This is a genomic window from Pseudomonas migulae (assembly GCF_043225285.1).
Lineage (GTDB): Bacteria > Pseudomonadota > Gammaproteobacteria > Pseudomonadales > Pseudomonadaceae > Aquipseudomonas > Aquipseudomonas migulae_C.
In genome coordinates, this window is sequence record NZ_CP171224.1 from 2,508,994 (window position 1) to 2,529,227 (window position 20,234).

At 61.3% G+C, this 20,234-nt stretch carries 22 protein-coding genes and 1 pseudogene; 9 read left to right on the forward strand and 14 right to left on the reverse strand.

Features of this window, described 5'->3' with window-relative positions; genetic code table 11:
* Window positions 1-28: 28 nt before the first annotated feature.
* The gene (locus ACF6ZU_RS11640; RefSeq protein WP_392892506.1) at window positions 29-493 is read left to right on the forward strand and encodes a TIGR02444 family protein; all 465 of its coding nucleotides are present in this window, start codon (window positions 29-31) and stop codon (window positions 491-493) included.
* Here the strand turns inward: ACF6ZU_RS11640 and ACF6ZU_RS11645 are convergent.
* A complete protein-coding gene (locus tag ACF6ZU_RS11645) occupies window positions 490-1,728 on the reverse strand; it encodes an AlgP family protein (protein WP_392892508.1) in 1,239 nt (412 codons plus the stop codon). The two genes, ACF6ZU_RS11640 and ACF6ZU_RS11645, sit on opposite strands and share 4 nt — an antisense overlap.
* 192 nt (window positions 1,729-1,920) lie before the next feature.
* Between ACF6ZU_RS11645 and ACF6ZU_RS11650 the strand changes: the two genes are divergently transcribed.
* On the forward strand, window positions 1,921-2,586 hold the full coding sequence (locus ACF6ZU_RS11650; RefSeq protein ID WP_392892510.1) for an FKBP-type peptidyl-prolyl cis-trans isomerase: 666 nt from the start codon (window positions 1,921-1,923) through the stop codon (window positions 2,584-2,586).
* A 62-nt stretch (window positions 2,587-2,648) separates the two neighbouring features.
* Here the strand turns inward: ACF6ZU_RS11650 and ACF6ZU_RS11655 are convergent, their stop codons facing one another.
* The 8 genes and pseudogenes from ACF6ZU_RS11655 to ACF6ZU_RS11690 all read right to left on the reverse strand — a co-directional run.
* A complete protein-coding gene (locus ACF6ZU_RS11655) occupies window positions 2,649-3,107 on the reverse strand; it encodes an Rsd/AlgQ family anti-sigma factor (RefSeq protein ID WP_064680385.1) in 459 nt (152 codons plus the stop codon).
* A gap of 178 nt (window positions 3,108-3,285) precedes the next feature.
* The gene (locus ACF6ZU_RS11660) at window positions 3,286-3,837 is read right to left on the reverse strand and encodes a disulfide bond formation protein B (protein WP_392892512.1); all 552 of its coding nucleotides are present in this window, start codon (window positions 3,835-3,837) and stop codon (window positions 3,286-3,288) included.
* A gap of 252 nt (window positions 3,838-4,089) precedes the next feature.
* Complete coding sequence (locus tag ACF6ZU_RS11665) at window positions 4,090-5,328, reverse strand: heme biosynthesis protein HemY (RefSeq protein WP_392892514.1); 1,239 nt, start codon at window positions 5,326-5,328, stop codon at window positions 4,090-4,092.
* Window positions 5,325-6,485, reverse strand: a complete 1,161-nt coding sequence (locus tag ACF6ZU_RS11670) for a uroporphyrinogen-III C-methyltransferase (RefSeq protein WP_392892516.1) — start codon at window positions 6,483-6,485, stop codon at window positions 5,325-5,327. Before ACF6ZU_RS11670 ends, ACF6ZU_RS11665 begins: the two co-directional genes overlap by 4 nt.
* A gap of 16 nt (window positions 6,486-6,501) precedes the next feature.
* A complete protein-coding gene (locus tag ACF6ZU_RS11675) occupies window positions 6,502-7,269 on the reverse strand; it encodes a uroporphyrinogen-III synthase (RefSeq protein WP_392892518.1) in 768 nt (255 codons plus the stop codon).
* The gene (hemC, locus tag ACF6ZU_RS11680) at window positions 7,266-8,207 is read right to left on the reverse strand and encodes a hydroxymethylbilane synthase (RefSeq protein ID WP_392892519.1); all 942 of its coding nucleotides are present in this window, start codon (window positions 8,205-8,207) and stop codon (window positions 7,266-7,268) included. Before hemC ends, ACF6ZU_RS11675 begins: the two co-directional genes overlap by 4 nt.
* A gap of 138 nt (window positions 8,208-8,345) precedes the next feature.
* On the reverse strand, window positions 8,346-9,092 hold the full coding sequence (locus ACF6ZU_RS11685; RefSeq protein WP_392892521.1) for a LytR/AlgR family response regulator transcription factor: 747 nt from the start codon (window positions 9,090-9,092) through the stop codon (window positions 8,346-8,348).
* A pseudogene (locus ACF6ZU_RS11690) lies at window positions 9,089-9,399 on the reverse strand (sensor histidine kinase); the annotation flags it as partial. The gene ACF6ZU_RS11685 and the pseudogene ACF6ZU_RS11690, both read right to left, overlap by 4 nt.
* A 140-nt stretch (window positions 9,400-9,539) precedes the next feature.
* On the opposite strand from ACF6ZU_RS11690, the gene argH reads away from it, so the two are divergent.
* Complete coding sequence (gene argH, locus ACF6ZU_RS11695) at window positions 9,540-10,934, forward strand: argininosuccinate lyase (protein WP_392892523.1); 1,395 nt, start codon at window positions 9,540-9,542, stop codon at window positions 10,932-10,934.
* A 54-nt stretch (window positions 10,935-10,988) separates the two neighbouring features.
* On the opposite strand, the gene ACF6ZU_RS11700 is transcribed toward argH, so the two are convergent.
* Together ACF6ZU_RS11700 and ACF6ZU_RS11705 are read right to left on the reverse strand one after the other, a co-directional pair.
* A complete protein-coding gene (locus tag ACF6ZU_RS11700; protein ID WP_392892525.1) occupies window positions 10,989-11,645 on the reverse strand; it encodes a glutathione S-transferase family protein in 657 nt (218 codons plus the stop codon).
* 198 nt (window positions 11,646-11,843) lie between these two features.
* Window positions 11,844-12,503 (reverse strand): glutathione S-transferase family protein, encoded by a 660-nt coding sequence (locus tag ACF6ZU_RS11705; protein WP_392892527.1) that lies wholly within the window; start codon window positions 12,501-12,503, stop codon window positions 11,844-11,846.
* Window positions 12,504-12,630: 127 nt separating this feature from the next.
* Between ACF6ZU_RS11705 and ACF6ZU_RS11710 the strand changes: the two genes are divergently transcribed.
* The 3 genes from ACF6ZU_RS11710 (at window position 12,631) to ACF6ZU_RS11720 (ending at window position 16,428) form a co-directional block, all read left to right on the forward strand.
* On the forward strand, window positions 12,631-12,915 hold the full coding sequence (locus tag ACF6ZU_RS11710) for a hypothetical protein (RefSeq protein WP_392892529.1): 285 nt from the start codon (window positions 12,631-12,633) through the stop codon (window positions 12,913-12,915).
* Window positions 12,916-13,143: 228 nt separating this feature from the next.
* A complete protein-coding gene (locus tag ACF6ZU_RS11715) occupies window positions 13,144-13,389 on the forward strand; it encodes a TIGR02647 family protein (RefSeq protein WP_135847736.1) in 246 nt (81 codons plus the stop codon).
* 195 nt (window positions 13,390-13,584) lie between these two features.
* Complete coding sequence (locus tag ACF6ZU_RS11720; protein WP_392892531.1) at window positions 13,585-16,428, forward strand: class I adenylate cyclase; 2,844 nt, start codon at window positions 13,585-13,587, stop codon at window positions 16,426-16,428.
* A gap of 6 nt (window positions 16,429-16,434) precedes the next feature.
* Here ACF6ZU_RS11720 and rnk read toward each other — a convergent pair whose 3' ends face one another.
* The 3 genes from rnk to cyaY all read right to left on the reverse strand — a co-directional run bounded on the left by rnk (window position 16,435) and on the right by cyaY (window position 17,656).
* Window positions 16,435-16,845 (reverse strand): nucleoside diphosphate kinase regulator, encoded by a 411-nt coding sequence (gene rnk, locus ACF6ZU_RS11725; RefSeq protein WP_392892533.1) that lies wholly within the window; start codon window positions 16,843-16,845, stop codon window positions 16,435-16,437.
* Between the two features lie 246 nt (window positions 16,846-17,091).
* Window positions 17,092-17,319, reverse strand: a complete 228-nt coding sequence (locus ACF6ZU_RS11730) for a DUF1289 domain-containing protein (protein WP_392892534.1) — start codon at window positions 17,317-17,319, stop codon at window positions 17,092-17,094.
* 4 nt (window positions 17,320-17,323) lie between these two features.
* Window positions 17,324-17,656 (reverse strand): iron donor protein CyaY, encoded by a 333-nt coding sequence (gene cyaY / locus ACF6ZU_RS11735; RefSeq protein WP_392892536.1) that lies wholly within the window; start codon window positions 17,654-17,656, stop codon window positions 17,324-17,326.
* Between the two features lie 308 nt (window positions 17,657-17,964).
* On the opposite strand from cyaY, the gene ACF6ZU_RS11740 reads away from it, so the two are divergent.
* From ACF6ZU_RS11740 to dapF, 3 genes are read left to right on the forward strand one after another with little or no spacing between them, the layout of a single operon-like run.
* Window positions 17,965-18,138, forward strand: a complete 174-nt coding sequence (locus ACF6ZU_RS11740; protein ID WP_075946461.1) for a lipoprotein — start codon at window positions 17,965-17,967, stop codon at window positions 18,136-18,138.
* 9 nt (window positions 18,139-18,147) lie between these two features.
* Window positions 18,148-19,395 (forward strand): diaminopimelate decarboxylase, encoded by a 1,248-nt coding sequence (gene lysA / locus ACF6ZU_RS11745; RefSeq protein ID WP_392892539.1) that lies wholly within the window; start codon window positions 18,148-18,150, stop codon window positions 19,393-19,395.
* Window positions 19,396-19,399: 4 nt separating this feature from the next.
* Window positions 19,400-20,230 (forward strand): diaminopimelate epimerase, encoded by an 831-nt coding sequence (gene dapF / locus ACF6ZU_RS11750; RefSeq protein ID WP_392892541.1) that lies wholly within the window; start codon window positions 19,400-19,402, stop codon window positions 20,228-20,230.
* Window positions 20,231-20,234: the final 4 nt, after the last annotated feature.

The window sequence follows — 20,234 nt, forward strand, 5'->3', positions numbered from 1 at the left end:
TTCGCTCGCAACTGGCGCGAGTAGCACTATGTCCTCTGACCTGTGGAGCTTTTCCCTCGGCACTTACGCCCGTCCCGGCGTTGAGCAAGCGTGCCTGACCTTGCAGTCGGCAGACCTGAATGTGTGCCTGTTGCTATGTGGGTTGTGGCTGGGACAGCGCGGGGTCGCCTGCAACGAGCAACGATTGCAGCAGCTTCAAAGTGTGGCCGAGCCCTGGGACGCGGATGTCGTCAGGCCGCTGCGCGCCTTGCGCAGGCAATGGAAAGCCGTCGCGAGTGAGGATGCTGAACTGAAGGCATTGCGGGAACAAGTGAAGGCGCTGGAACTGGAAGCCGAGCGGCACTTATTGCTGCGACTGGAACGGGCGGCGATCAGTTGGCCGCAGAATGAGGCGACCGATTTAACGGCCTGGCTGGAAGGTGTGGCGGCGGGCGCCGCACACCTGGACCGCGACGCGCTGCATCAGCTGCGCGTCGCGGCAACCGGCACTTAGGAAGCGCTGGTTGGGGTGGTGCTGGTGCTCGACGACGCAACTGGCGTTGGCGCAGGGGTGGCTGTCGAGGTCGTGGCGGCTGGCGCAGGAGCGGCCGTAGCGGATGTCGCTGGCGTCGCTGGCTTGGCAGCAGGCGCCGGGGTCGGCTTGGCAACGGCAACCGGCTTTTTCACGGCAGGTTTTGCCGCTGGCTTGGCGGCTGGTTTTGCAGCCGGTTTGGCGGCGGCAGGTTTGGCTGCTGGTTTAGCGGCCGCTGGTTTCGCAGCGGTGGCTGGCTTGGCAGCAGCGGCTGGTTTTGCAGTCGCAGGTTTAGCGGCAGCAGTCCGGGTAGCGGCAGGCTTGGCAGCAGGTTTCGCAGCAGCAGTTTTGGCCGCTGGTTTGGCTGCAGGTTTTGCTGCAGGTTTTGCCGCTGGCTTGGCAGCGGTTTTAGCAGCGACTGGTTTGGCGGCAGGTTTGGCGGCAGGTTTGGCAGCAGGTTTCGCAGCGGCAGTTTTAGCGGCTGGTTTTGCAGCCGGTTTTGCAGCTGGTTTAGCCGCCGTTTTTGCAGCCGGTTTAGCCGCCGCAGTTTTCGCTACGGCCGGTTTGGCAGCCGTGGTTTTTGCAGCCGGTTTAGCGGCAGCTGTTTTGGCTGCGACTGGCTTGGCGGCTGGTTTTGCAGCTGCTGTTTTAGCTGCTGTTTTAGCGGCTGGTTTAGCAGCGCTGGCAGCGACTGGTTTTTTCGCTGCAGGTTTAGCAGCGGCTTTCACCGGTGCCTTGGCAGCAGGCTTGGCCGGTGCTTTTGCAGCAGCGGGTTTGGCAGCGGCTTTCTTGGCAGGCGCCGCAGCAGGCTTGGCCGCGCGCAGGGACAACGCCTTGCCGACAGCCTCTTGTACACGACCGACGCCCTGGGCCAGTTTCAGGCTTTCTTGAGCATCGCGTTTGAGTTGCAGAATGTAGGCGCGGGTGTCGGACTGACGATCCTTGAGGGCATCGAGCACGTCTTCGAGTTGCTGCACGCCGTCCTTCGCCTTGGCTTGTGCCTTGGCTTTGCCGGCCGCCGCAGCGTCCTGCAATTTGGTGCGGGATTTGTGCAATTTTTCCTGCGCTTTGCCGCGCTGTTTTTCCAGTTTGGCGAGCAGTTTTTCAGCATCAGCCAAGGCTTGGGAACAAGCGGTTTCCAAATGCTCGAGCAGGCTGCCCGAGAGTTGTTGGAGTAAATGCAACGGGGTATTTACAGGCTTCTTGGTGGCCGACATGGTTTACCTCCTGGCTGACGTGGGTGCGGCTCATACTAGACCTCTGCAGGGACCGCCGCTAGGGCATGTTGACAGTATCGAAAGCACTGCGTTGCAACGGATCGAAAATCTTCTGCGCTTGCGCAAAACAAGTTCACTGTCGAACGCATTCACACTGGCATAATCTGCCGCATCCCAGGTCGGAGAGTGCCGATGTCGCGCTACCTTTTTTTATCGCTGTGCGTGTTTTTCTCCGTGGCCCAGGCCGCCGAAAAAACCAAGGAAACCGAAGCTCACGATCTCGCTTACAGCCTGGGCGCGAGCCTTGGTGAGCGCCTGCGCCAAGAGGTGCCGGAGCTACAACTTCAGGCGCTGGTCGAAGGTCTGCAGCAAGCCTATCAAGGCAAACCCCTGGCGCTGAAAGACGAGCAGATCGAACAGATTCTGACCGAGCACGAAGCGCAGGTGTCGCTGCAACAAAGCGCGCCACAAAGCGAAGCCGTCCTCGAAAAAGAGCAGCGTTTTCTCGCCGTGGAAAAAGCCAAACCCGGCGTTCATGAACTGGCCGACGGCGTGCTGATGACTGAGCTGGTACCAGGCACCGGCGCGAAAGCCGGCCCGAATGGCAAAGTCCAGGTGTTGTACATTGGCCGTCTTCCCGACGGCACCGTGTTCGACCAGAACAGTCAGCCGCAATGGTTCAGTCTCGACAGCGTGATCAGCGGATGGCGCAGCGCACTGCAAAACATGCCGGTGGGTGCGAAGTGGCGATTGGTGATTCCATCGGCTCAAGCCTATGGCGCCGACGGTGCCGGCGACTTGATCGAGCCGTACACGCCGCTGGTGTTCGAAGTCGAATTGCGTGGCGCCACGAGCTGAATAGCGGAAACGAAAAACGGCGCGCATAGCGCACCGTTTTTGAGGGTGTTGCCGGAAGGGGTTCAGGCTTGAACCGAATCCTCTTCCTTGTGTGCGGTGTGCAGCACTTCGATCAGGCAGTCTTCCAGTTCGAAGCGTTCGTGCAACAGGCCGCCCAGCTCCTTGAATTTCTCCGCCACGCATTTGCCTGCATCGCACAGGTCGTTGAACGCGAGCAGCTTCTCGGTGATGACGTCGATGCGGGGGTAGATGGTCTCGGCGAGCTCCAGACCGCGCTTGTCGTTGAAAGCCTTGGCTTCCCCCGTCAGCTGTTCGTAGATCTCGAAGTGCCCGGCAGACACGTAATCGACCAGCACGCCGCAGAATTCCTGCAATGGCTTGCGGTTCTCGCCCAGTGCCTCAGGCTTGGCGCCGAGAGCATCATAGGCCCGAACCAGTTCGTGACGCTCCTGCAACCAGCGATCGATCAGCAGATGCACTCCACCCCAGCGTTCCTGAGCATTCTGACAACTTTCGAGCATGGTGATCTCTCTTCCCTTGTGGGTCATGCTGCCCTACACCTGCCGCACGCTTGAAGATCAAGGATCGGCCAGGCAGAGCGTCATTCGAGCAACATAATTCCAATGACACGTGCGGGCCAGATTATGCCCGCGCGACTGTCGCTTCAAGGTACGCAGGAGATAAAGTTCATACAAGTGTTTAATCGCCCGCCAGAGCCGGGTGCGACGACGCGCCGCTGAGCGGTCGCTGAAAGGCAATCCGAAGCAGGCGCAGCAACTGATAAACAGCCAGGATCGTCATGGCGAAAAAGAACAGCAGACTCCATTCCGGGACACTCAGGTCGAACAGTGTCCAGGTAATTCGCGCGCAGTCCGCCGTGCCGTTGAACATCTGCTGCAGCACCTCAAACCAGGTGTTGCTGGCCAGCAGATCGCTCAGGTCGGGCGAACAAGGGGACAGCTGTCGCTGCGGATCACCCTGCAGCAACACCTGACGCCACGCGGTCACCGTCCCCGCCAGGCTGCACAGCAAACCCAGCAGCCAATACAGGAACGAACCCACGCGGCCGGGCCCGTGCACCGAAGCCATCAGACAGACACCCGTGAACAACGCCAGGCAAAGCCGCTGCATCAGGCACATGCCACAGGATTGAAGGCCGACGGCATATTCTAGGTAATAGGACGTGCCCAAGGCCAGGGCGCCGGCAACGAAAGCCATGAAGAACAGGGAGCGTGAGCAGGCCAGAGGCATGGCTTTTCCGTACCAGTAGAGACAAGTGGTTACGGTAGAGGAAAGCGTGCCGGCCTTACAAGACAGGGCAGCAGAGACACTTCAGCGCTGACGTAGGGAATTCCCGACAGAATCGAGAGGATCAGGTGTAGGCCTCTGTAGGATTCTGCCTCCAAGGGAACGAGGCTGTAGGAAATCGACAAATTCGGGGGCTGGACACACACCCTGTAGTAACCGCCGCGACTTGCGTTCGGCGGCTACACAGGTAAGCCATCAAGCGCGAGCAAGCACCGGCAACGGCGCCGCCAGCAAGCGTTCATCCAGCAGGCCAAGGCCTTCCTGGAACAACTGATTGCTGCGCTCGGTATCGCCCAACTGCGCCAGCAATCGCGCCAGCTCCGCACACGCTTCGGGATTGCGCTGCACCTGCAGGCTGCTTTCCAGATAGTCCCGCGCCTTGCCCCACAGGCTGTTTTGCAGACACAGGCGCCCCAGGGTCAGGAGCAGGCCCGGATCGGCCGAATGATTCTTCAGCCAGCCTTCGGCGGTCTGCAACTGACGGGCTGGATCACTGCCGCGAACCAGTCCGTAAAGACGTGCCAGATGGCTGTCGTAGTTGCGCTTGAGCGCCGTTCGCAGCACGTCTTCGGCCTCGACATGGGCACCCAGCTGGCGAAGCTGCTCGGCATACGCCAACACCAATTGCGGTTCCTGGCGCTGCGCCGAAGTGAGTTGCTGCCAGGCGCGGTCGAGCGATTGCAAACCGACCGTCCCGTCCTCTTCCTGACGCGCGGCCAGGGACAGGTTTTCTCCCCAGGCCCGGCGTTCCAGTTCGGCCAGCTCGGCGGGTGGCAGGACCTTGTCCTTGCGCAGTTCCGGCAGCAGCCGGATCACCGCCGACCAGTCACCGCGCTGTTGATGCAGACGCTGCAACTGGCGCAAGGTCTGAACGCTATGGGGATGACGCTCATGCATCGCCTGTAACGTCGCCAGCGCGCCGTCGGTATCACCCCGGTCGGTCTGCAACTGTGCGTGGCTCAAAGCAATCGCCAGCTCAGCCTGGGGTTGGCGCTCCAGGGCGCGCTCAAGCAGGCTGTCGCTTTCCTCGTAATGACCTTGTTCGTTCGCGGCACGGGCCGCACCGAGGTAGTACAGCAGTGGCTGGCGCTCGGCTTCAGCGGCGCGATGCAAATGACGCTGTGCGCTGGCCCAACGACCTTCAGCCAGGTCCAACTGACCGTGCTCGATCGCAACCTGTACCCGGCGACTACGATTGCGCCGCGACCAGGGATTGACCACGCCACTGGAAGTCGTGACCAGTTCAACCAGCGCCTTGATACCCCAGAACACCAGCCACAAAACCGCCACCAAGGCCAGGGTCGCCCACAGGCTCGATTCGAAACGGAAGCTTTTGTAGGCGATCAGCACGTAGCCGGAATGCTCGGCGATCGCCAATCCCAATGCAGCCGCAGCGGCAATGACCAGAAATACGATCACATAGAGGCGCTTCATGGGGTGGCCTCCTGGGCAGTGTTCGCGGCAGGTTTCGCCATAGGCTTGATCGAGTCTTCGGCGTTGACGTTGCGGCGCTCCAGATAACCCTGAACCGCGCTCAACGTACCGCTCAAATCAGGCGTCACCACCGTGACCGGCTCCTTGCTCAACTCACCAACCTGCTCAAGCATCACTTTGCTCTGCGGGTTATCCGGGTTGAAGTTGCCCTTGAGCACGTCCCGCGCCTCCGCCAGCGCCTGGGTATACACCGCCGCCTGACCGTTGAGCGCCGCCCACTGCGCCTGCTCCAGCGCCAGGCTCAGGGCCAGGCGCACCTGGCTCAGGCTCTGCCCCGCCAGCAGCGGACGCACGTTTTTGTCAGCGTTGAAATCGATGCGGATGTAACGCGAGATCTGATCCCACCATTGCGCCCAACGACTGGCGCCATCGCCATCGGCGGTCAGGCCGAGCAGCGAATCGCCACGGTCCTTGTACTCGGGCGCCAGCTCGGTGAGGTTGACCACCTGATCACGCAACGCACCCAGACGCAGGAACAGGCCGGTACGGTCCGGCTGTTCGGTACTGCGCAAGGCGACCAGGGTTTTCGCCACTTGCTCGCGAGCGGCGAAGGAACCGGGATCGTTCTGTTCGCGAAGAATTTCATCGGCGCCCTGCACCAGGGCCTGGGCACTGCTGATGTCCTGCAACGCCGAAAGCCGCAAGCTGGCCAGACGGAGCAAATGCTCGGCCTCGGCCAGGCGCCAGTCCTTGCGGCTTGCGCCGAGGACGGTTTCCAGTCGTTGATTCAAGCGCTGCTGATCGCCTTGCAGCTGGACCACCAGACGGCTGCGCGCGTCCAGCTCTTCAGCGGCGGGCATTTGCTCAAGGCGCGCGCTCAAACGCTGTTCGTTGAGTTTCAGACTCTGCGCCTGATCATTCAACGCCTGCACCTGACTCAACTGCTCCTGGGTATTGGCTTGCAGGTGACGCACCTGCCACACCCCCCAACCACCTACCGCCACACCGGCGGCGCCCAGCAGCAGCGCGACGATTGCCAGCCCGTTACCTCGGCGCTGCACGGCAGCAGGTGGTGCGTTTTCAACCGGCGTTTCCACCGGCGCATCGAGATCGATCACTGGCCGGGAGTCATCTTTAGGCAAGGCAGTTTCGTTCACGTATCCATCCTTTGCATTATAGAACGGGTTCGGGATGCTCCCGCAACGCCGTCAGCAAAGCCGCGGCACTGGCGCCACGACAATCCACAACTGTTTGGGCCCCGGCGGCACGTGCCAGCTCGGCGACCCTGGGGCTTGGAACAAACAACGGCAACCGCGCCAACTGCGGCCAGGCATCGCCGGCCAATTGATGCAGGTGCTCAAAACCCTGTCCACTGCTGACCACCAGCCCGTTCAAGCGTTCCGCCCCGATCCGCTCAGGCAATGTCGCCGGCGGATAGTGCGGCAGCTCGCGGCGGTACAACTCCAGATACTCGACACTAGCACCAAGCTCGCGCAAACGCTCAGCGAGCAACTCGCGCCCACCCTCGCCGCGCATGATCAACACCCGCGGATCCGGCCGGGCGACAGCCGCGCGCAGTTGAGCAAGTTCGAGCAAGGCTTCGCTGTCGTCGCCCTCGCCGGGGAAACTCACATCCAGGCCATGATCATCAAGAATCTGCGCCGTCGCCGCCCCCACGCTGAACCACTTCAGACGCGGTGGTTGTGGCCAGTACTGCTTGACCAGATCCACCGCGATTCTGGCGGCAGGTTTACTGATCACGATCACCGCGCAATAACGATCCAGCTGCTGAATCACCTCGCGCATTGTGTCAGAGGCCGGAATCGGTTCGATTTCCAAAAGCGGCAAGCTGCTGCTGAAAATCCCCGCTTCGGACAGGACAACACTCAGCGCCGCCGACTCATCCGCCGGACGCGTCAGCAGCAGGCGCCAGCCTGTCACTCGTGACCTGCCTCGCCGTAGACCGCTTTCAGAATGTCGTTGGCGCCCTGGTTCAGAAGGTCTTCGGCGACTTGCACACCCAGGGTTTCGGCCTCGCTGCGCGGTGCACGGGCCTCGGCACTGAGCAGCAAACCGCCGCTCGGATCACCCACCAGACCGCGCAACCAGATCTGCTCGCCTTCCAGCACGGCGTAGCAGGCGATTGGCACCTGGCAGCCGCCATTCAGATGTTTATTGAGCGCACGTTCGGCCGTCACGCGGGTGGCGGTGTCCTGATGGTGCAGCGGTGCGAGCAACGCGTGGATTTCGGTGTCTGCGGTGCGGCATTCGATGCCGACGGCGCCCTGGCCACCGGCCGGCAGGCTGTCGTCAACGCTGATGGCCGAGGTGATGCGGTCTTCGAAGCCCAGGCGAATCAGGCCCGCAGCGGCGAGGATGATGGCGTCGTATTCGCCGGCATCCAGCTTGGCCAGGCGCGTGTTGACGTTACCGCGCAGGAAGCGGATTTCCAGGTCCGGGCGACGGGTCAGCAACTGGGCCTGACGGCGCAGGCTCGACGTGCCGACGATGCTGCCTTGTGGCAGCTCGTCCAGGCTGGCATAGGTATTGGAGACGAAGGCATCACGCGGGTCTTCTCGCTCGCAGATGCAGAACAGGCCCAGGCCTTCGGGGAAATCCATCGGCACGTCTTTCATGGAATGCACGGCGATGTCGGCTTCGTTTTCCAGCAGCGCGGTTTCCAGTTCCTTGACGAAAAGGCCCTTGCCGCCGATTTTCGACAGTGGCGAGTCGAGCAGCTTGTCGCCGCGACTGACCATGGGCACCAGCGTCACGAGCAGACCCGGATGGGCCTCTTCAAGACGGGCTTTGACGTATTCGGCCTGCCACAGGGCGAGAGCACTTTTGCGGGTGGCGATGCGGATTTCGCGAGAGGACATGGATCAATCCGTACTGAATAGATACGGCGGATAATAACAGCTCAGCCAAATCCACTTTGACTTGAATCAGGTGTTGCCCGGCCTCCCTGGCCCCGGATGTCCGGCAATCGGGTGAGAAATTCGCCTGCGGACAGCGAATTAAAGCTGTTGCATCATTTTGCGCACACCGGCCACATGCCGCCGGCTGACGATCAGGGCGTCACCGTTCAGGCCTTTGAGGAACAGCTGGAAATGCCCCAATGGCGTGCGCTGCAGACGCTCGATGCGCTCGCGGGCGACCAGGGCGTTGCGGTGAATACGCACGAACCGGTCACCGAATTCATCTTCAAGGGCCTTGAGCGGCTCATCCAGAAGCACTTCGCCGCCTTCATGGCGCAAGGTCACGTATTTGTGGTCGGCAATGAAGTAGACCACCTGACCCAGCGGAATCAGCTCAATCCCCTTACGGGTTCGGGCGCTGATGTGGCTGCGGGGGCCGCTGCCGGTCTCGGCGGCGGGACGGGTCAAAGCCGCAAGCTGGACACGATTGGGCCGCTCGGCTTTTTTCAACGCTTCATGCAAGTGTTCTGTACGCACAGGTTTCACCAGATAGCCTACGGCGCTGGCCTGTAAGGCTTCCACGGCAAATTCATCGGGCCCTGTGCAAAACACCACGGCAGGCGGGGTTTCGCGTTCGCACAATCGGGCAGCCACTTGCAGGCCGTCCAGGCCCGGCATGCGGATATCGAGCAAAACGATATCCGGCTTGTGGCTGTCGATCAGTGCCAACGCTTCTTCGCCGTTCGTGGCGCTGGGCTCCAGGACGCTGTATCCCTCGAGTTCGCCGACCATTCGGCTCAGGCGCTCGCGGGCAAGGGGTTCGTCATCAACGATCAGGACATTCATATTGCGCTGGATTCCTGCGTGAGTCTCGCACAAGGATAGCGTAGACAGGTGAAGTGACGTCCGTCACCGCGATCCACGCTAAGACTAGCGCGAGGGCCAAAAAGTGCCGCCCGTCCGACTGCTAAATTTTTATTTGCCGGGCAATCGGCGGTTGGCGAGGCATCGCCGTAGGGTTTGCTGATACACAATATGAACACCCCCTCTTCTTATAGTCCGCTGCAGCGCCGAGAAGTGCGCTGATCCTACTGTCCAACTGTAGACGGTTGCCGGGACGTTATTGCTCAATTGAAAAATATCGTTGCGCAATTGCCCTCGGGCTGGCCGCAAGCATAGGCCGCGGCATGAGAAAAAAACGTGTCGACCAGTGTCAGCGACAGGATTGGCAACCCTGTTATTATCCGCGGCAGCTTTCAACGCCATCTTTCTTCAGCCGATACGAGCGAATTCATGAGCACTGACAAGACCAATCAGTCCTGGGGCGGCCGCTTCAGTGAACCCGTCGACGCCTTCGTCGCCCGCTTCACCGCCTCCGTCACTTTCGACCAGCGCCTGTATCGCCACGACATCATGGGCTCGATCGCCCACGCCACCATGCTGGCCAAGGTCGGCGTGCTGACCGATGCCGAGCGCGACAGCATCACCGATGGCCTGAAGACCATCCAGGGTGAAATCGAGGCCGGCCAGTTCGACTGGCGCATCGACCTCGAAGACGTACACATGAACATCGAGGCGCGCCTGACCGACCGCATCGGCGTGACCGGTAAAAAGCTGCACACCGGCCGCAGCCGTAACGATCAGGTCGCCACCGACATCCGCCTGTGGCTGCGGGACGAGATCGACCTGATCCTCGGCGAAATCACCCGCCTGCAAAAAGGCCTGCTGGAACAGGCCGAGCGCGAAGCCGACAGCATCATGCCGGGCTTCACCCACCTGCAAACCGCGCAGCCGGTGACCTTCGGGCACCACATGCTGGCCTGGTTCGAAATGCTCAGCCGCGACTACGAGCGTCTGGTCGACTGCCGCAAGCGCACCAACCGCATGCCCCTGGGCAGCGCTGCACTGGCGGGCACCACCTACCCGATCGACCGCGAGTACACCGCGCAACTGCTGGGCTTCGACGCCGTGGGCGGCAACTCGCTGGACAACGTGTCCGATCGTGACTTCGCTATCGAATTCTGCTCGGCCGCGAGCATCGCGATGATGCACCTGTCGCGCTTCTCCGAAGAGCTGGTGCTGTGGACCAGCGCCCAGTTCCAGTTCATCGATCTACCTGACCGCTTCTGCACCGGCAGCTCGATCATGCCGCAAAAGAAAAACCCGGATGTGCCGGAGCTGGTGCGTGGCAAGACCGGCCGTGTGTTCGGTGCGCTGATGGGCCTGCTGACCCTGATGAAAGGCCAGCCGTTGGCCTACAACAAGGACAACCAGGAAGACAAAGAGCCGCTGTTCGACGCCGCCGACACCTTGCGCGACTCGCTGCGGGCCTTTGCCGACATGATCCCGGCGATCAAACCCAAGCACGCAATGATGCGCGAAGCGGCGCTGCGCGGTTTCTCCACCGCCACCGACCTCGCCGACTACCTGGTGCGCCGTGGCCTGCCGTTCCGTGACTGCCACGAAATCGTTGGCCACGCCGTGAAGTACGGCGTGGAAAGCGGCAAGGACCTGGCGGAAATGAGCCTGGAAGAACTGCGCAAGTTCAGCGACCAGATCGATCAGGACGTGTTCGCCGTGCTGACGCTGGAAGGCTCGGTGAACGCCCGTGACCATATCGGCGGCACTGCGCCGGCGCAGGTCCGCAAGGCTGTGGTTCGCGGTCAGGCGTTGCTCGCCAGCCGCTAAGAGCTGCCTGAAGCCTGAGGCCCGCAAGGGGCCTCAGGCTTTTTCATGAAAAAACTATCCCCGGACCCTCGCCAGAAATGCAGGCCATTCGGCCTCTTTGTCCGCCGCCACCTTTTGCACATTCGGGTTCTGTGCCAAGCGATCCAGCAACGCCTGAGCTTCGGGCATGCCGTCCAACAGGTCTTTACCCAGCACTGACTGCCCTACCTCACGGGCGTGTTCAACGCTGTACAGAAAGTACAGATCGGCGAGCGTGAAATGCTCCCCCGCCACATAGGGCGCAAATTTCCCGTGTCGCGCCAGCGTGGCAAATCCCTTCAACAAGTCCCGGCCAGCCTTGAGCCTGATAGCCTCTGGGGTCGGACGGCAGCCAAAAACGACTTCGACATAACAGGTTCGCGCCGGCAGTTCGATGTACAACTCGATTTCCTTGGCCAGCGCCCTGACACCGGCCCGCGCAAACGGATTTTCGGGCAGCAGCGCGATCCCGCCTTGCGTCTCTTCGATGTAATCAAGAATGGCGTCCGTCTCGCTCAGGAAACCTTGCTCGGTTTCCAGCACCGGCACTTTTCCGCGAGGGCTGACAGCCAGGATGTCCGGATTCTGGCACCCGTGAAAAGGCACGGTTTCAAACGGCACGCCTTTTTCCAGGAGTGCCAGTTTGACCATGTTGAAATAATTGCTGGCTGCGAAGCCATAGAGTTTGAGCATCGTAAGGTCTCCTTGACCGTGTTGCTTCCTGATTGGAAAACGATGCTCAAAGTAAGCGAGGCTCGAAAAAGCCTGTAAGCGCCTGATTATTACTGTGTACGACCCAGGCGCCGGAAAGCTCCGTCGGACAAGGGCGCGTGACATATGGGACAAAAAGTTGCGATCTCCCAATACACGCAAAATGGCCGTCCCTGCTTTTTATCGCTTGGACGCCACCATCGCCATAAATGCCGGCATCGCCGCCTCCTTGTCCGCCGCAATCCGCTGCACGTTCGGGTTCTGCTCCAGTCGCTCAAGCAATGCCTTCGCTTTCGGCATCTCGGCCAACAGATCGAGACCGAACAGCTTGTGCCCCACGGCACAGGCCAGCGGCACGCTGTACAGGAAGTACAAATCCGCGAGGCTCAGGCTGTCGCCCGCGACATAAGGGGCAAACTTGCCATGCCGCCCAAGCGAGGCAAAACCCAGCAGCAACTCGGCTTTGGTCTTGTCCTTGATCGCGTCCGGCACCGCCATGCCGAAAAAAGCTTCGGCGTAGCAGGCGCGAGCCGGCAGTTCGATGTACAGCTCGATTTCCTTGGCCAGTGCCAGGACCTGTGCGCGCTCGAAAGGATCGCTCGGCAGCAGCGGCGTGCCCTTCTGACTCTGCTCGATGTATTCGAGGATGACCGCGGTTTCGTTGATAAACCCTTGCTCGACGCGCAGCACCGGCACCTTGCCCCGCGGGCTGATCGCCAATGCCTCGGGGCTTGTGCCGGCATAAAACGGCACTTCCTCGAACGGCAGCCCTTTCTCCAGCAGCGCCAGTTTCACCATGTTGTAGTAGTTACTGACGGAAAATCCGTAAAGCTTGAGCATCACATAGCCTCCAGGCCGTGCGGGGGGTTGGCAGTGGATGTTTTATAGAACGCCAAGGCACTTCTCGCCAGCAGCATCACGGCGCTGAATGCAGGTAAACTGCCCGCCTTACCTAGAGGAGCCTGCCATGAGCGAGCCAACCGACATCGATAGCGACGAAGAAGAATTCACCGAGAACACCCTGGTCGAAGCGATCGAAAACCAGATCGAAAGCGACAACCCGCCGGCCGCCAAGGCGACCTTCAACAAGCTGACCCTGGTGGGCTACGAGCGTGAGGAAATCCTCAACCTGATGGCCCACGTTTTAGCGGTAGAAATCGACGCGATCCTCGAAGAAGACCGCGCGTTCAATACCGAATGGTACGAAGCCGCCCTGCGCGCCTTGCCGGAATTGCCGCCGGAAAAGAAGTAAGCGAATACCTGTCGGGAGCGGCTTCGTTCGCTCCCACACAAATTGTCACCCATCCATTTCTGCCTTCCCCCAGACCCTGACTACACTGGTACGCACCCCGCTGCCGCACCACTCGCCGGGGAATGCTTCCCGTGGTGAAAAAACCCTGTCGCGAGCACTGGACATGCCGCACGAGTGGGATCACCTTAGGGGCGCTGTCGTCCAATTCCTAGAAAGTCTGGAGTCCTTATGTCGCTTACCCCTGAGTTGGTTGCCGAACTGGAAATCCTCGCACTCTTCAACCTGGACAGTTCCCAGGAAGGTTTGAAAATTCATCAGACCGCTGCCCCGAAAGCCATTGCTGCCGCTCAACGCCTGTACGAAAAAGAACTGATCGACCAGCCCGACGGTGGTTACCTGACCAGCCTGGGTCGTGACGCCGCGCAAAGTGTGCAAACCGTTCTGACCATTCTGAGTGTTCAGGAAACGGCCTGAGCATCACCGCCTCGCCCACGGGAACCCCTGCTACGGGATTTCCGCGGGCAATCTCCGCGACTGACTGTCGCCTCGCGATAGAAATCTGACGCCAAAAAAGCACAATCAGCCTGAACGACCCAGGCCCGAGACGCTAAACTCCCCTTCATTCTGAGACCTCCGACGTCCGAGCCCCGCGAGCCGGTTTGAGCTGACATGACCCGCACCCATGAAATCCGCCCCGATCTGGACGAGGGAATTGACCGCAAGGTTCTCAGCCAGCTGCGCGCACGCTTTCTGAAACTCAACGAGGGCCGCATGGCGCGAGCCATGGAAGGGTTGTCGACGCGCCAGCAAGGGGTGCTGACCCTGCTGCCGCTGTTTTTCCACGTCAATCATCCGCTGTTGCCGGGCTATGTGTCGGGCAGCACTCCCGCCGGGCTGTCGAACTTCGAGCCCGACGCCAACGCCCTCGCCGAAGCCCAGCGCCTGACCCGCTCGTTTTCCTACAAACCGCGCCACGGCAGCAATCCGCCGCGCCCGATACACGGCCTGTTCCTGATGGGCAGCCTCGGCACCCTCGCCCAGGCCGACCAGAGCGACATGGACGTGTGGGTTTGCCACGCACCGGACTTGAGCGAAAGCGAACTCGCCGAGCTGCGCAAAAAATGCCAGTTGCTTGAAATCTGGGCTGCCAGCCAGGGCGCCGAGGCGCATTTTTTCCTGATCGACCCGGCCCGCTTCGTGCTCGGCGAGCGGGACAATCAACTGAGTTCGGAAGACTGCGGCACCACCCAGCACTACCTGCTGCTGGACGAGTTCTATCGCACCGCCATCTGGCTGGCCGGGCGTACGCCGGTGTGGTGGCTGGTGCCGGTGTACGAAGAGAACGCCTACGACCGCTACACCCATACGTTGCTATCCAAGCGTTTTATTCGCGCCGATGAAACTCTCGACCTCGGGCATCTGGCCTACATCCCGCCCGGCGAATTCATCGGCGCCGGGCTCTGGCAGTTGTTCAAGGGCATCGAGTCGCCCTACAAATCGGTGCTCAAGCTCTTGCTGACCGAGGTCTACGCCAGCGAGCACCCCAGGGTTCAGTGCCTGAGCCTGCGCTTCAAACAAGCGGTGTTTGCCAATCAACTCGATCTCGACGAGCTGGATCCGTATGTCGTGGTCTATCGGCGCATCGAGGAATACCTCACCGCCCGTGGCGAACCCGAGCGCCTGGAACTGGTGCGGCGTGCGCTGTACCTGAAGGTCAACCGCAAGCTCACCGGCAACAGTCGCACCCAGAGTTGGCAACGCTCGTTGCTTGAGCGCCTGGCGCACGAATGGCACTGGGATCATCGTCAACTGGCGCTGCTCGACAGCCGCAGCCAGTGGAAAGTCCGCCAGGTCAGCTCCGAACGCCGGGCGCTGGTCAACGAACTGAATTACAGCTATCGCTTTCTGACGGAGTTTGCCCGCAGCGAGCAGACGGTCAGCCTGATCAACAAGCGCGACCTCAATGTGCTGGGGCGACGCTTGTATGCGGCCTTCGAGCGCAAGGCGGACAAGGTCGAGTTCATCAACCCGGGCATCGCCCCGGACCTGGCCGAAGACACCCTGACGCTGGTGAATGCGCCCAACAAGAAAGAAGCCGGGCAAACCCAGTGGGGCTTGTACAACGGCAGCCTGACCGCCCTCGAATGGGAGCATTTCGCGCCGATCAAGCGCAGCCGCCAGTTGCTGGAGCTGCTGACCTGGTGCCACCGCAACGGCGTGATCGACAGCAGCACGCGCCTGGCCCTGCACCCCGGCGAAAGTGACCTGAGCGAGTTCGAACTGTTCAACCTGCTCGGCAGCCTGCAACAAAGCATCGCCCTGCCCCTGCCCACCGTTGCCGAAGAACCCTTGCTGCGTGCCGCCGTGCCGAGCGAAGTGCTGATCCTGGTGAACGTCGGTGTCGATCCGCTCAAGCATCATCGCGACCTGAACATCCTGATGACCACCGAGCGCACCGACTCGCTGAGTTACGCCGGGGTCCGGGAAAACCTGGTGCTGACCCTGGACCAGGTCACGCTCAACAGCTGGAACGAGGTGCTGGTCAATCGCTTTGACGGCCCTCACGCCCTGCTCGACTGCCTGCGCGACTACCTCAACAACCTGCCGAACGGGCCGCGGCAACCGAAGCTGCGGGTGCGTTGTTTCTGCCACAACCGCGCGCAGTTCATTGCGCAACGGGTCGAGGAAATTATCGACACCGCGCAGACCCTGCTGCTGAGCAAGCTCAATCATCGCTACCTGATACAGGTCCAGCAGCATTACCACGTGCTGGAACTGGTGCCGGGCCAGGTCAATCATGTCGCCCTCGCCACGCTGCCGGCGCTGTTCGATTACCTCGGCGAAGAGCTGGCGAGCTACAGCCCGCTGCACCTGGACCCGATGGCCCTGGAAGATCAGGACCTGGCGTTGATTCTGCCCATGGGCCTGCCGGAGAGCATTCAGGTGTTCTACCGGATTCACGACGACCAGGCCGATCTGTACGTGCTGGATGAATTCAACGCCTTGTGGCAGCAACGCCTGCCCTATCACGACGAACAAAGCCTGCTGGTGCCGCTGCAACGCTTCCTGCAATCGATCCAGTACCGGCGCGATGCCTTGCTGCCGATGGACGCCGCCCAGCCATTGAACGTGGACACGCTGTATTACCAACTGCTGCCATCCGGTCCCGGGCGGGCCCGTCGCGTCGAGGCCCGGGCCGCGCCGCAAACCCCGGTCAACAAGCCGTTCTACGACGTGCAGGCGATCGTCGGCAAAGCCGCACCGGGCGAGGTGCAGGTCACGTTGTATTGCAATCAGCGGGAGTTTTCAGAGCTGGAGCACGGCGAACAGCTGTTCAGTGTAGTCGCCCGGGAAATCGTCGAGCAGCGCCGTGAAACCGAACGCTATCGCTGCTACATCACCGACCTGGACCTCTCGGGCCTGCTCGGTGATGGTCAGAGCTCAAGCAATTTGTACCTGCGCTACAAGGCCGACCTGGAGCGCGCCTTGAACGACGCGCTCGAACTGGTCTAATGAAGCTTATTCCGGGAAATCGCCGCCATTGGCTGGCTGCGATTCGACTTCAAGCAGGGTCAGCTTGAGGGTTTTGCCGCCCGGTGCGGGCCAATCGATGTGCTGTCCGACTTTCAGGCCGAGCAACGCACTGCCCACCGGCGCCAGGATGGAGATCTTGCCTTCGTCGGCGTTGGCATCCTTGGGATAGACCAACGTCAGGTGATAGTCCTTGCCACTGCTTTCTTCACGGCAATGCACCTTGGAATTCATGGTCACGACGTCAGCAGGCACTTCTTCGTGACTGACCAGCGTATCGGCGCGATCCAGTTCGGTTTGCAGCGCGATAACGCCCGGCAGCGTGTCGTCCAGGCTGTCGATCAGGCGCTCGAGACGTTGCACGTCCAGTCGGGTAAGGGTGATGGAAGGTGCGGTCATGATCAGGGCAGACTCCTTTCTTCTGCACGAAAAAAGCAAAACCCCGCCAGAAAAAGGCGGGGTTTTCACGAACCTCGATGGGTTGAGGCGTAGCCGGACACTATCACAGCTCAAAAAATATACAAGCTGCCACCGGACAGCGCGCGGTCCCTGTAGGAGCGAGCTTGCTCGCGAAGAACGAGAGGGCACCGCGTTCATTCAGGCAACCCTCGTCATCGTTAACGACCATCGCGAGCGAGCTCGCTCCTACAGGGGGGCGGTGTTGGCTTTGCGATGGGAGGCCTGGGCGCAAATCGTGCGCCGACGCTCATCGTCGGCCGAACGCCATTCGCGGATGTCTTCAACATGGCGAAAACACCCCAGGCAGACTTTCTGCTCGTCCAGCCGGCAGACACCGCTGCACGGCGAAGGAACCGCCGGGCTGACATTGCTGTAGAGCGGTTTCGGCGGGCGGGCGGGTGCAGGCTGAGTCACGATCTCACAGACCTTCGAAATCGAATTCAACACCAGCCTGTTGCTGGACGATGCGCTCAAGCATCTCGCCGAGTTGCTCTTCGCTCTTGTCGCACATCCAGCGCTCGCTCTCTTCGTCGTAGTCGAAGTGGAAACCGCCGGACACTGCCGCCAGCCACAGCTGACGCAGGGGTTCCTGGCGGCTGAAGATCAACTGGCTGCCGTTCTCGAACTTGACGGTGAGCACACCGGCCGAGCTCTCCAGGTCGATATCCAGGTCGCTCTCGTCGAAAATATCCTCCAGCGTTTGCTGGGTGGCATCGACCAGGTCGTGGAAGCGGGCTTCGGTCAAACTCATTACGGCAACCTCAAAAAGTGTGTACTCACGCTCAAGCGCCGCAAGATACGGCCGAGCCCCGGTGATTGCAAAGAATAACCGACAGATCACTGAACCTGTGGGAGCGAGCCTGCTCGCGAAAGCGATGTGTCAGGCGACGATAATGTTGAATGTACCGGCGCTTTCGCGAGCAGGCTCGCTCCTACAGGGAATGCGTGATCTCAAAGGCATGTGGCAAGCCCCGCCGGACGGGAGCCCCGTCGCATAGGCAAGCTGCCGGGTGGCCGGTATACTCCGGCGCAATTAACGCATTTTTCAAGGATTTCGCAATGAAGCGCTTGATCTCCTCCCTTGCTGCGCTCCTCGCGGTTGCCTGCCTTGTGTCGGCCTGCGGTCAAAAAGGTCCGCTGTACCTGCCTGACGATTCCCAGGACCCTGCCGAGCAGGCCCAGTCCTCGCAAAAGCAGCCGTCGAAAGCACACAAGCACGACGTCTACCAATAAGGGAACGCCATGGACGCTTTTAACTACCGTGACGGCGAGCTGTTCGCGGAAGGGGTTGCCCTGTCCGCCATCGCCGAACGCTTTGGCACCCCGACCTACGTCTACTCCCGTGCCCACATCGAAGCCCAGTACCTGGCGTATGCCGATGCACTGGCCGGCATGCCGCACCTGGTCTGCTTCGCGGTCAAGGCCAACTCCAACCTGGGTGTGCTGAATGTCCTGGCGCGCCTGGGCGCCGGTTTCGACATCGTTTCCCGTGGCGAGCTGGAACGAGTACTGGCCGCTGGCGGCAGCGCCGACAAGATCGTGTTCTCCGGTGTCGGCAAGACCCGTGACGACATGCGTCGCGCCCTGGAAGTCGGCGTGCATTGCTTCAACGTCGAATCCACCGACGAGCTGGAACGCCTGCAGGTTGTCGCCGCCGAGCTGGGCGTTCGCGCACCGATCTCGCTGCGTGTGAACCCGGACGTCGATGCCGGCACGCACCCGTACATTTCCACCGGTCTCAAAGAGAACAAGTTCGGCATCGCCATTGCCGACGCCGAAGACGTGTACATCCGCGCCGCACAGCTGCCGAACCTGGAAGTGGTCGGCGTCGATTGCCACATCGGTTCGCAACTGACCACCCTGCCGCCTTTCATCGACGCCCTCGACCGCCTGCTGGGCCTGGTCGACCGCCTCGGCGATTGCGGCATCTACCTGCGTCACATCGATCTCGGTGGTGGCCTGGGTGTGCGTTATCGCGATGAAGAGCCGCCACTGGCTGCCGACTACATCAAAGCCGTGCGCGAACGTCTCGACGGTCGTGACCTGGCGCTGGTGTTCGAGCCGGGTCGCTTCATTGTCGCCAACGCCGGCGTGCTGCTGACGCAGGTCGAGTACCTCAAGCACACCGAACACAAAGACTTCGCCATCGTCGACGCGGCCATGAACGACCTGATCCGCCCGGCGCTGTACCAGGCCTGGATGGACGTCACCGCCGTGCGCCCTCGCGCCACCGCCGCTCGCGCCTACGACATCGTCGGGCCGATCTGCGAAACCGGCGACTTCCTGGCCAAGGACCGTCAGTTGGCCCTCGAAGAAGGCGACCTGCTGGCCGTGCATTCGGCTGGCGCCTACGGGTTTGTCATGAGTTCCAACTACAACACCCGCGGCCGTGCCGCCGAAGTGTTGGTGGACGGTGATCAGGCATTTGAAGTGCGTCGCCGTGAGACGGTAGCCGAGTTGTATGCTGGCGAAAGCCTGCTGCCGGAGTAAAACCATGCTGCTGCGTTTTACCAAGATGCACGGCCTGGGCAATGACTTCATGGTCCTCGACCTGGTCAGCCAGCACGCGCACATCCTGCCCAAGCACGCCAAGCAATGGGGCGATCGGCACACGGGCATCGGTTTCGACCAGTTGCTGATCGTCGAAGCGCCGAGCAACCCGGATGTGGATTTCCGCTATCGGATCTTCAACTCCGACGGCTCCGAAGTGGAACAGTGCGGCAACGGTGCACGGTGCTTTGCCCGTTTTGTGCTCGACAAGCGCCTGACCGCAAAGCGGCAGATTCGCGTCGAAACCAAAAGTGGCATTATCGAACTGGATATCCGCAGCGACGGCCAGATCAGCGTCGACATGGGCGCACCGCGCCTGGTGCCGGCCGACATCCCGTTCGTAGCGGACAACCAGGCGCTGAGCTACTCGCTGGACGTCGACGGCACAGCGGTGGAACTCGCCGCCGTGTCGATGGGCAACCCGCATGCAGTGTTGCGCGTCACCGATATCAACAACGCACCGGTGCATGAACTGGGGCCGAAAATCGAACATCACCCGCGCTTCCCGGCGCGGGTCAACGTCGGTTTTCTCCAGGTCATCGACCGCAATCGCGCGCAGCTGCGCGTCTGGGAACGTGGCGCCGGGGAAACCCAGGCCTGCGGCACCGGCGCCTGTGCAGCCGCGGTGGCCGCGATCAGCCAGGGGTGGATGGATTCGCCGCTATTGATCGACCTGCCCGGCGGGCGTTTGTCCATTGAATGGGCAGGCCCTGGCCAACCGGTATTGATGACCGGCCCGGCAGTCCGTGTTTACGAAGGACAAGTACGTCTTTGAGTGA

Bases quoted from the DNA above. Each gene is read 5' to 3' on its own strand.
- ACF6ZU_RS11700 (WP_392892525.1), bottom strand. From the start codon at position 11,645: ATGCTCAAACTCTATGGCTTCGCAGCCAGCAATTATTTCAACATGGTC.
- ACF6ZU_RS11650 (WP_392892510.1), top strand. From the start codon at position 1,921: ATGTCGCGCTACCTTTTTTTATCGCTGTGCGTGTTTTTCTCCGTGGCC.
- ACF6ZU_RS11645 (WP_392892508.1), bottom strand. From the start codon at position 1,728: ATGTCGGCCACCAAGAAGCCTGTAAATACCCCGTTGCATTTACTCCAA.
- dapF (WP_392892541.1), top strand. From the start codon at position 19,400: ATGCTGCTGCGTTTTACCAAGATGCACGGCCTGGGCAATGACTTCATG.
- ACF6ZU_RS11705 (WP_392892527.1), bottom strand. From the start codon at position 12,503: ATGCTCAAGCTTTACGGATTTTCCGTCAGTAACTACTACAACATGGTG.
- hemC (WP_392892519.1), bottom strand. From the start codon at position 8,207: ATGTCCTCTCGCGAAATCCGCATCGCCACCCGCAAAAGTGCTCTCGCC.
- ACF6ZU_RS11660 (WP_392892512.1), bottom strand. From the start codon at position 3,837: ATGCCTCTGGCCTGCTCACGCTCCCTGTTCTTCATGGCTTTCGTTGCC.
- ACF6ZU_RS11665 (WP_392892514.1), bottom strand. From the start codon at position 5,328: ATGAAGCGCCTCTATGTGATCGTATTTCTGGTCATTGCCGCTGCGGCT.
- rnk (WP_392892533.1), bottom strand. From the start codon at position 16,845: ATGACCGCACCTTCCATCACCCTTACCCGACTGGACGTGCAACGTCTC.
- ACF6ZU_RS11720 (WP_392892531.1), top strand. From the start codon at position 13,585: ATGACCCGCACCCATGAAATCCGCCCCGATCTGGACGAGGGAATTGAC.
- lysA (WP_392892539.1), top strand. From the start codon at position 18,148: ATGGACGCTTTTAACTACCGTGACGGCGAGCTGTTCGCGGAAGGGGTT.
- ACF6ZU_RS11740 (WP_075946461.1), top strand. From the start codon at position 17,965: ATGAAGCGCTTGATCTCCTCCCTTGCTGCGCTCCTCGCGGTTGCCTGC.
- ACF6ZU_RS11655 (WP_064680385.1), bottom strand. From the start codon at position 3,107: ATGCTCGAAAGTTGTCAGAATGCTCAGGAACGCTGGGGTGGAGTGCAT.
- ACF6ZU_RS11715 (WP_135847736.1), top strand. From the start codon at position 13,144: ATGTCGCTTACCCCTGAGTTGGTTGCCGAACTGGAAATCCTCGCACTC.
- ACF6ZU_RS11640 (WP_392892506.1), top strand. From the start codon at position 29: ATGTCCTCTGACCTGTGGAGCTTTTCCCTCGGCACTTACGCCCGTCCC.
- ACF6ZU_RS11710 (WP_392892529.1), top strand. From the start codon at position 12,631: ATGAGCGAGCCAACCGACATCGATAGCGACGAAGAAGAATTCACCGAG.
- argH (WP_392892523.1), top strand. From the start codon at position 9,540: ATGAGCACTGACAAGACCAATCAGTCCTGGGGCGGCCGCTTCAGTGAA.
- ACF6ZU_RS11685 (WP_392892521.1), bottom strand. From the start codon at position 9,092: ATGAATGTCCTGATCGTTGATGACGAACCCCTTGCCCGCGAGCGCCTG.
- cyaY (WP_392892536.1), bottom strand. From the start codon at position 17,656: ATGAGTTTGACCGAAGCCCGCTTCCACGACCTGGTCGATGCCACCCAG.